This window comes from Gluconobacter sp. P5B12 (assembly GCF_018812035.1).
Classification (GTDB): Bacteria; Pseudomonadota; Alphaproteobacteria; order Acetobacterales; family Acetobacteraceae; genus Gluconobacter.
In genome coordinates this window covers 69,312-78,205 of record NZ_JACRVV010000007.1, presented here as the reverse complement: position 1 = coordinate 78,205, position 8,894 = coordinate 69,312, and the positions used below count along the sequence as shown (strand labels likewise).

Genomic DNA, 8,894 nt, shown 5'->3' with positions numbered 1-8,894 from the left:
AATTTTTGTCTGAAGGCGAGACCCCATGACTAACCTAATTGGCATCATAGCCGCGATCATCATCGGATTGTTCGGCCTTGGTACTGCAGCGACTTATGCGATGCGCGCGTACCACGGAACTGGCACAACGACTGCGATTACCGAAGCCACCGATATGTGGCATCAAGCACACTCGGTTTACGGCGGAACAGTCGCCGGTGGTGCGGCGACCTATGCAGCAGTAACCAACTCGAACGCAATCAGGGCAAGCATTGTGCCGCAGTCCATGACAACTGGCGACGGCTCTTACATCGCTGGCCCGTGGAACGGCTCTTACGTCACGCTGTCGGGTTCATCCACCACGTTCTATGAGGACTGGAATAATATTCCTTCGAGTGCATGCGCACAGTTCGCCCTGTCTCAGCCCGTGAATTTTCTGATGGTGAATGGCACGGGCGTTTGGGTCAACACCGGGAGCGATGTGGTCACGCAGGTGACGGCAGCCTGCAACCAGGGTAGCTCAAGCCTCAGTGAGGTGAAGTTCAGCTACGTAGACACCGCAGGCCAGTAAGTCGTCGTGGGCGCTTTCTTTCTCATTGGCCTCCTTTTCGTCAGTATTCTGACTGGGCTCATTATGGAGCAGGGCGCCCTTAACACGCAGCAGAGGAGCGCGGTGACAGCCGGAGCGTCCGACCTGACGGCCTTCCTGTCATTCAAGAGGGCTGTCCAGGGTTATGTCACTGCGAACCCGTCTGTCTCCGGCTCCATCCCTCTCTCGTCTCTTCCTTCAAGCGAGACCGAAGGTGCGACAAGCGCGATGAAGGATATGGTCATTCGTACCGGGTCCGGAACTGAAATCGTGACGTGGTGGGAAACGAGCGGAGCTCGTCTTGATGACCTTCTTGCAGCGGCTGAAGGAGATCGGGCGATTGGAATTTCAACAGGACAGAACTGGCAAACTCCATATGGCGGCGACATGGGTCCACTCCCCGTGACGGTCCCTGCCGGAGACATTGTCTCTTTTGTCATTTTCACAGGATCAGGATTCTAAGATGAACCTTCTGATCGCCTTGCTTGCCGGAACCGCTATTGCGGCTCTCATGATTCCACGCTTTGGTCTCATGATACAGCGTGGACAGGACCGCTCGGTTCAAGCGGTCACGGCGGGAGAATTTCAGGATCTCCTTTCAGCCGCACGGACCTATATCGAAGCTCACTACACTGAGCTCGCCTCTCAGGTCGCGGTAGGGAGCACGTCCGAGCTCCCATTAGGACAACTCCCCCTCCTTCCAAATTTCGGCCAGCAAAACCCATATGGACAGACCTGGCATGTCTATGTGCAGCAACCTGCCAGCGGCCAGATCTCCGCGCTCGTCGTTTCCCGGGACGGGCAACAGCTGGATCTCTCCGCGTTGACGCGCATTGCTGCGCTTGGCGGAAGTCACGCAGGTTATGTCGGCGCAGACAACATTCTTCCAACCGTCAACAGTCAAACAGCCATCGGAGCAAATGGCGGCTGGAGGCTCTCGCTCGCTGGCTCGCCCGTCAACCCAGGCGCAGGCCACTTCGTCGGTCTGGCAAGTGGGACTGCAGGAGCCCAGTACAACAGCGACGCGCTCTACCGCGACGCCGTCCCGAACCATCCTGAGTTGTCGACAATGAACAACACGCTGAACATGGGTGGAAACGATATCGCCAACGCTAATACCATCTCGGGTGTACGCGGGCGCTTTACCAACAATATCGCCACAAACAGCCTCGATCCGAACTCGGGATACCCCAATGGCTGGGCTGGCGGCGCGCACGTCAACGACCTCTACGCCCATGGCTCAATCGGAGCGGGACCAATGAATGGGCCGGCAGCCGCCTGGATGAACGCAAACGGTGACGCAGGCTTCAATCACTCTGTCTCCGTGGGCTGGACACTCAGCGCCAATCAGATTGTCCTTCCCCAGGGCAACTCCCTGCAAATCGGCAACCAGTACCTCTATGGCGATGGAAACAATATCGCCATGCGTACAGGCGGAACGTTCTATCTTCAGCACTATGACGGGTCTGCTGCGAATGAAAACGTGTCGACTCTGTCGGCCGAAAAGCTCGTGCATCTGAACGGTACTGCGGCTCCTGGCGAGGGATGCAATTCTGGAGGACTGACTGCGCAGAACGACGGGAGCGGTCGCTTGCTGAACTGCGTCAACGGAACATGGCAGTCCGTAACCCGCGCGCCCTTTGGCTACTACGTCCCTCCGACAACAAACGGCAGGAACAACTACAACGTCGTTAATCCCTACACTGGCGGCTTCTCTTGCCAGACAGGAACGCAGGACATGCAGTCAGCCGTTCTTTGGTACGGCGACTACGGCTTCTCTGCTCTTCATCTTTGTATCGCACCACAATGAGCGACGCACGCACCCTAGATCGGGCCCGTAAGGGTCGATCCGGTATCAAGCCCGGAACCTACGACTTGACCCCTGAGTTTCTCATCTCGCTGCGCACGGCTTTGCAGCGCCGTCGGCACCGCCGCTCCTCTAAAATGCCAAGCTACGGCACCCGGGAGATCAACGGACAACGCGTCAGGCATACCGTTGCACTCGGAACCCACTGCCTTCCTGCAACCATCCTTCAGCAGGCGGAACTTCGCCAGTTTGCCCTTCCCTTCGATTGGATCCATGCCACTCCGGGAATGATCCGTCACTGTCTCGAAAACGACTTTGCGGACTTCCTGCCTGAACAGGGAGAGCGTCATCATCCAACGTTTCGTGACCGGTTTGGCTTAAAGGAGATCTTTCTACACAAGGACCCGCAGTCGGAAGGTGACCGGACTTATTATCAGCGCTGCATCGAGCGCTTTCGCCTGTTGATGAAATCGAGAGACGCCAAGCTCTTCGTGATGATCTCGCGACCATCCAATCCCATCGGGTGGCATTTTCCTGAGCTTGTTGACCTGCTGAACCGTATGACCAGCAACGCCGAGCTTCTGGCAATCCAGCTGCAACCACAACGGGATAAGGGCGAGAGTGTCGGAATGGAACTGTCGCAGGAACGGAACGGCTCCCGTCTCTATGACTATCGACCGGTCTCCGACGAGAGCGCTCTTGGCTACTTTCCAGACATCATGGACGAACTCATGATCTTGAGACTCATCTATCAGTACCATCTGGATCCGGTCACGTTGCCATGACGGCCCTTCCACCGTGCACTGCCCTCGCCGCTCAGGCCTATAACGTTCCGGTCGCCGCTATTGAGCGCGTTGCAGATCAGTCGTCATCACCGGGTATCGGTCCCATGAAGATCGATCCCAGGTGGCTGCCCATCCTTCAGCGTATGGGCTTTGATCCTGAACAGGTTCGCACGAACGCTTGCATGAATATCGCTGCCGGAGCCTGGATCCTCGCATGGGCTAACGCAAGCCGGTCACAGACGCCTCCGCCACAAAGCGAGCGACCCGTCTCCCGGCCCATGCCGGGCTTCATGGGCCCGCTAGGTGCATGCATCTCTCATGCCGCAAAACAGTACCACCTGCCTGAACTTCTCTACCGGGCTATTCTCCTGACAGAAGGTGGCCGTGTTGGCCACATCAGCCGGAACCCGAACGGCAGTTATGACATGGGGCCTGCCCAGGTGAACTCAATGCACCTTGCCGAACTCGCTGACATGGGCATCTCGAAAGACCAGATCATCAACGATGGGTGCCTGAACATTCATATTGGTGCGTGGATCCTTGCGGGCGCACTTGGCGGCCGGACGCCTGATAACGCGGCAGAGTTCTGGAGACGCGTCGGCAATTACAACTCCAGTACGCCTAAGTACAACGTCGCTTATCAACGTAAGGTCTGGAAAAATGTGCAGCTTGCTGCGCACTCACAAACGTCTCCGCCATCATAGGCGGCATGTGGCAAATCCCTCTCTGCCGACCCTTCGGCCTTACCCTTCTGCTGCTGTCAGGACTCTGTGCCTGCAGCAAACAGGCCGCTGCGCCTGTGCATCCCTACGATCAGGACATGAATCATATTCTGTCCGCACTCGACCAGATTGGTGCCGTCCGTTTTCCTCTGGTACGGGCGGGCTCTGTTCTTCCGGCCGAGATGAACCGACCTGTCAGATGGCAGTGGCAGGGACCGCTCGATGAGGGCGTCCGGCTGATCGCCACACAGGTCGGCTATCAGACCGATATCCCGCCATGCGCCTCACCGCCGATCATAGAAGTGGATCAGAAGACGACCACGCTCGGTCGCCTTCTGGACGAGATGGCTGCCGCATCATCTGGTCATGCCGACATCTGGGTTGATATCCCTCACCACGTCATAAGGATTTCCTGGAATGCGTAAGCCTCGGCACTCTGCCTGTCGGGCAGCCCTTCTTGCGGCATCACTCTGTGCGTACAACGCGTCTGCACACGCCGAGCCCCCTCAGGATCTTCCTGTCCCGGAGATACCCGACGGCAACCCGGAAGCGGGCGAAGCAATCGACACGCCTGTCACCGGTGCAGCCGAAGCCCCGGATATCCCTGACGTGGACAGGCCTTCATCGCTCGAAGCGATGATGGCCGTGCGTCCCGGCTACTCCCCAAAACAGGAAAGCGGGAATGGGCGCGACAGTGCCGTGCGCAGTGCGGCGTGGGCCTATGGCGCTCAGGGTGGACGGGCCGCAGAGTCCTACGCGATCAATGAACTCCTGCGTCGATATTCCCATGTTCTGGACCAAAAGGTGGATTTCCGCACTCTGGTGCTCCCCGCCGGCAACGGTCAGACCCTTATCCGGCCGCCCGTGGTCACAGAGGCGCAAATGGCGGTCGCTCTCGATCCAAGTGGCCAGACTGCCCGTGAAACAGGCACGATTTATCAGATTACGCGCCGCGCGCAGCTTGTGACGGCCGTGCCGCAATGGCGCACATGGCTTGTACGCACTGTCTCACCCCCTTCCCCGCCAGCCGACGCGGTCCGGCCACGCACACCACACGAGGTTGAGGTCTGGAGATCCGGGGTGGCTTATGGCTGGGCAGCCGGACAAAGGCAGGCGGTCGAGATCTTTCTCGATGACCTGTCGCGCATGGAACGCGATGTCATGGGCATGGGACGTTACAGGGTTCTGTTAAGGGCCGGAAAGGTGGCAGCCCCGGAGGTTTCCCAGCTGCACCGCGACGTCCAGGGCGGAGCAGATTTGATGCGTCTCGATGACCGGGAGCTTCGCATCCGCAGTCAACCAGGTCTCGATGCGAACCGCGCGCACTGGCACGTTTCAGAAGGAGGTCAGTAATGCCCGTTAACCCGGCTCCCAGCACGCGGTCCCACGATCCCGAGCGCATTGCCAGCCTGCTGATCGGCGTCTGCGTCGGAATTGCTCTGTTTTCGTTCCTGCTCTGGTTGAAGTTCCACACCCAGATCGTCGAAGCCGTCCTGTTCGTGCAGGGCTACGAGCTGCGGCTGATTGGACTCTTCACGCACCGTTACGACGCGGTCCTTGTCAATCTTGGGGACGCCATCCCTGAGCGTGTCTCTGCATCGACCCTCTGGGAACTCTGCACACTGACAGGGTCGGTGCTCCGATGGCCCGCTCTTGTCCTGCTTGTCATTCTCGCGGCCCTCTGCCTGACCCGCGCGCCGCTGGAACGTCACCGCAGACGGTTCGGTCTCGAGGGTATGCAGAAAGCACTCGCGGAGATCCATCCATTGGGCGCAGCGTGGCTTGGCAAGGGGTTAAAGCTGGTGCGGCCCTCGCCTCCCGAAGTGCCGTTGGCGCCTCTCGATCCAGCGCTTAATCTCGATGAGTGGCGCGCACGATATGTGCGAGGCGACTCACCCGCCGAGCTGCGCGAGGCCACTCTTCAGGCGCTGGAGGCGCAACTTGGTCGTCCCTGGCGTGGGCCCCAGGAGGCGTCGGTCGCTGAAAAATGCTTGTTCGTCGCCTTCTCGTTCTTCATCCAGCGCCGGAAAGATGAGGCACAGAACGTCCTGGAAAACCTGTCTGTGCAACTGAAGGGCACTCTGAAGGACGGAGCACCTTCAAACTTCGCGAAAGTACCGAAATCTTTTGTAGCTACCCTTGATAAACAGCTGAAGAAGGAGAGCTTTCGTTCGACGCTGAATATCGCTGAGCAACATGCCTTTACGCGACCAGCACTCCTGTCTCTTCTCCAGGAGGCACGCCTCAAGGCCGGCGTCGTCAACCCAGGGCTTTTCGCGGCCATCCAGTTCCTGGATCGCGACCTCTGGCTCGTTCTCTCCGCAGCGTCCTATCCGCGTGACGGACTCCCACCTTATGTCATGGCGATTGCCGCCTGCCCGGAAGCGGCAGCAGCACTGGCACACTGGAAAGCAGAGTGCCTTGCCGGACGCCCTCTGACGACACCCCAGATCTCCAGCCTTCTCAAGACTTTCGGCAAACCATGACTGATTCCGTAATTTTTAACCTCATGCCTGATTTCATCCGTGCGCGCATTGCGGCTTACACGCTCCGGGATTGGGTGGCAGAGCATTATGCCGTACCAGCCCTTCAGCTCGATCGGGCGATGACACTGACGCTTGTTCAGCTCGAACATGCAGCATCTCGCAAGACCTTTTACGGGTATGACGTTTCCAAGGCTCCTGTGTCCCTTCTTGAGCCAATCTCGCGTTACATGGAGGCGCTCCTGGGTGGGCTCGAGCGGCAAGATGAACGCGAGGGCTTTCCCAAAGAGCTGGCCCGGACCCACCAGAAAGTCATCCATGAGTTCGAAAAGCTGAACCGTCTTGGAAACAAGGCACGATGAGCATGTTGTGGCCGCACGACAGCGAGCCTTTGCGGGGCAATATGCTGGACCAGTTCCTGATCTGGTGCTCAGAGGCCGAATGTTCGAGGATCGAAATCCAGTCGGACATGCCTGTCATGGTGCGTTTGCATGGTGAAAACCATCAGGTAACGCGCGATGCCAGTCTGCCAGGGGAAGTCGAGGATGCGGTCAACTACATCTTCCGGTCGGCGACGGGAGTGACCAACCTCAAGAACGGGGATCCGATCGATGTCGGCCATACAATCTGGCCAGATCGCAAAAAAAGACGATACCCGTTTCGCCTGAACGCCGTCAGTTCGCAAGTTGGTGCCGACGCAGGCATTTCGATGACGTTCCGACCCCTCGTTGATATCCCCCGGCCGTTGGAGGACCAGCAGGTCGAACCACAACTGCTGGACGCGCTCCATGGAGAACAGGGCATTTTCCTGATCTGCGGCGCCACGAGCTCGGGGAAATCAACGCTGATTGGCGGCATCAACCGGGCCCGGCTTGAAGATCCGGATATCCACTGCAACCTGATCGAGGCTTCAGCCCCCCTTGAGATCCTCTATGATCGCGTCGAACGTCGCAACTCAGCGGTCACGCAACTTGAGATTCCCCGGAACCTCCGGAGTTTTTCCGAATTTGTCCGCGCGTCCATGCGTCGAGAACCAACCGACATTGTTGTGGGCGAGTGCCGCGATCCCGAGACCATGGAAGCCTCGATCCAGGCCGGAATCTCTGGTCATCGCCTCCTGAGCTCTCTGCATACGAACAGCTGCTCTTCAACGGTCCGACGTGTTCAGGCACTCTGCCCCGCTGATCAGCGAGACAGCCTGACAATTTCGTTCGTCGAGAACCTCCGTCTTCTGGTGAACCAGAGGCTACTGAAGTCAACCGATGGCAAAAGGACTCCCGTTCGGGAGTTCCTGCCTGTGACCCGGGCCATTCGAACCCGCCTGCTGGATGCACCGAGGGATCGCTGGCCGAACATCACGCAGGCCGCTGTCGAAGAGCACGGACAGACTTTCGCTCAATCCATCGCTGCGGCTGTGAAGCAGGGCAGAATCACAGAAGCCGTCGCCGCCGCTGCCATGAAGGAAGAAAACTGATGTGGCGCTTTACCGCGGACCCGGTCCGCCTTCTCATTATCGACGCCCGTGCGCTTGCGCCATTCGCTCTGTGGATCGCTCACATGCGCGAATGGACGTTTATCCTCGCCATTATCGGGGTCCTGTTCTTCAGCGTGCTGGCATGGCTCGGCCTGACGCTTCCCGTGGCCGTGCGTATGCTCCGGGTCATCCTGTGTGGCCCGGTTCGCCCTCGTCTTCCCTCCTGGAAAAAGCGTGATTACGCATGAGCGATCTTGATGACCTGGTGCGGTACTGCACGGCCCTGATTGAAACGCAGGGATACCGCTTCGAGACGGGCATTCCAGGCGTTGGCACTTTGCCTGCATGGCGTGTCACCCAGACAAACGTGTTTCTTCCGGTATTGCTCCGGCTCGCCGAGGAGTTCTGGAGATCTGAAACAAAAGGAGCCGGCTTCGGCCTCAAGCTCGAGCCAGACACACTGAGCGTGACGGGCTACACGCTTAAAGGGCTTTATCATGTACCGCTCTCGATCGCCCTTCTGGCGCTCAACGCTGTGCTCAGGAACGTCGCCGATCCTGAAGGACGCATTACTCTCGAAGCTCTGACGACCTACGCCCAGGTAGCCACGACCTGATCCGCACTCACAAACGCCTGTCAGATACTGCACAGGCGTCTAACTGTTGAGGTCCGCGATGATCATTTCTGTTCCCCCTGACACACAGTCCGTTTCTATTCGTCGTGAAGGGGAACGGACCATCATCGTTCTCGACCACGAGGTGCTTTCAGAGGCGTCTGACGGTCCCCGTCCCCTCCCGGCAGAAGAAAATGCTAACGAACGGCCGCCACAAAGAGCCAGACGCGTCCCCCTCCCGATGATCGCTGGCGTCTGTATGATTGTTGTCGGTGCCGCCGTTGGCCACCGGCTGTGGTCGCCCGCGAAAGGCAGTGGTCCACATACAGCCGACACCTTGCAGATGCCGCTACTCCGCGCCCCTGAATCTGCGACACGCCGTTCCCTACCCGCCGCGCCTGAAGCCGCCCCGGTACCCAACACTGCGTTCGGGCTGGAATAA

Annotated in this window: 13 protein-coding genes; all 13 read left to right on the top strand. The window is 58.7% G+C overall.

The annotated features are described in order from the left end of the window. Positions 1–25: 25 nt before the first annotated feature. Genes KP702_RS12430 through KP702_RS12370 form a run of 13 tightly spaced genes read left to right on the top strand, consistent with a single transcriptional unit; the run spans position 26 to position 8,894 of the window. Positions 26–550, top strand: a complete 525-nt coding sequence (locus tag KP702_RS12430; RefSeq protein ID WP_010504805.1) for a type 4 pilus major pilin — start codon at positions 26–28, stop codon at positions 548–550. A gap of 6 nt (positions 551–556) precedes the next feature. Beyond that, on the top strand, positions 557–1,030 hold the full coding sequence (gene pilM / locus KP702_RS12425) for a type IV pilus biogenesis protein PilM (protein ID WP_010504806.1): 474 nt from the start codon (positions 557–559) through the stop codon (positions 1,028–1,030). A gap of 1 nt (position 1,031) precedes the next feature. After that, positions 1,032–2,378 (top strand): shufflon system plasmid conjugative transfer pilus tip adhesin PilV, encoded by a 1,347-nt coding sequence (pilV, locus tag KP702_RS12420; RefSeq protein ID WP_215769066.1) that lies wholly within the window; start codon positions 1,032–1,034, stop codon positions 2,376–2,378. Next, positions 2,375–3,160 carry a DUF1796 family putative cysteine peptidase gene (locus tag KP702_RS12415; RefSeq protein ID WP_226993346.1) on the top strand — a complete coding sequence of 262 codons (786 nt, stop codon included), beginning with the start codon at positions 2,375–2,377 and terminating at the stop codon, positions 3,158–3,160. The genes pilV and KP702_RS12415 overlap by 4 nt, the downstream gene beginning before the upstream one ends. Further along, on the top strand, positions 3,157–3,864 hold the full coding sequence (locus KP702_RS12410) for a transglycosylase SLT domain-containing protein (protein ID WP_010504812.1): 708 nt from the start codon (positions 3,157–3,159) through the stop codon (positions 3,862–3,864). The genes KP702_RS12415 and KP702_RS12410 overlap by 4 nt, the downstream gene beginning before the upstream one ends. A 5-nt stretch (positions 3,865–3,869) precedes the next feature. Next, a complete protein-coding gene (locus KP702_RS12405; protein WP_215769064.1) occupies positions 3,870–4,307 on the top strand; it encodes a DotD/TraH family lipoprotein in 438 nt (145 codons plus the stop codon). Then, a complete protein-coding gene (locus KP702_RS12400; protein WP_211501533.1) occupies positions 4,300–5,235 on the top strand; it encodes a type IV secretion system DotC family protein in 936 nt (311 codons plus the stop codon). Before KP702_RS12405 ends, KP702_RS12400 begins: the two co-directional genes overlap by 8 nt. Beyond that, positions 5,235–6,368: a hypothetical protein gene (locus KP702_RS12395; RefSeq protein ID WP_215769063.1), complete on the top strand. Its 1,134-nt coding sequence runs from the start codon at positions 5,235–5,237 to the stop codon at positions 6,366–6,368. The genes KP702_RS12400 and KP702_RS12395 overlap by 1 nt, the downstream gene beginning before the upstream one ends. Further along, positions 6,365–6,727 carry a hypothetical protein gene (locus KP702_RS12390; RefSeq protein WP_215769062.1) on the top strand — a complete coding sequence of 121 codons (363 nt, stop codon included), beginning with the start codon at positions 6,365–6,367 and terminating at the stop codon, positions 6,725–6,727. Before KP702_RS12395 ends, KP702_RS12390 begins: the two co-directional genes overlap by 4 nt. Next, positions 6,724–7,839, top strand: coding sequence for a type IV pilus twitching motility protein PilT (locus KP702_RS12385; protein ID WP_215769061.1), 1,116 nt, complete (start codon positions 6,724–6,726; stop codon positions 7,837–7,839). Before KP702_RS12390 ends, KP702_RS12385 begins: the two co-directional genes overlap by 4 nt. Then, complete coding sequence (gene icmT, locus KP702_RS12380; protein ID WP_010504824.1) at positions 7,839–8,087, top strand: IcmT/TraK family protein; 249 nt, start codon at positions 7,839–7,841, stop codon at positions 8,085–8,087. Before KP702_RS12385 ends, icmT begins: the two co-directional genes overlap by 1 nt. Beyond that, positions 8,084–8,455, top strand: coding sequence for a hypothetical protein (locus KP702_RS12375; RefSeq protein ID WP_215769060.1), 372 nt, complete (start codon positions 8,084–8,086; stop codon positions 8,453–8,455). Before icmT ends, KP702_RS12375 begins: the two co-directional genes overlap by 4 nt. A 58-nt stretch (positions 8,456–8,513) precedes the next feature. Further along, positions 8,514–8,894, top strand: coding sequence for a hypothetical protein (locus KP702_RS12370; protein ID WP_215769059.1), 381 nt, complete (start codon positions 8,514–8,516; stop codon positions 8,892–8,894).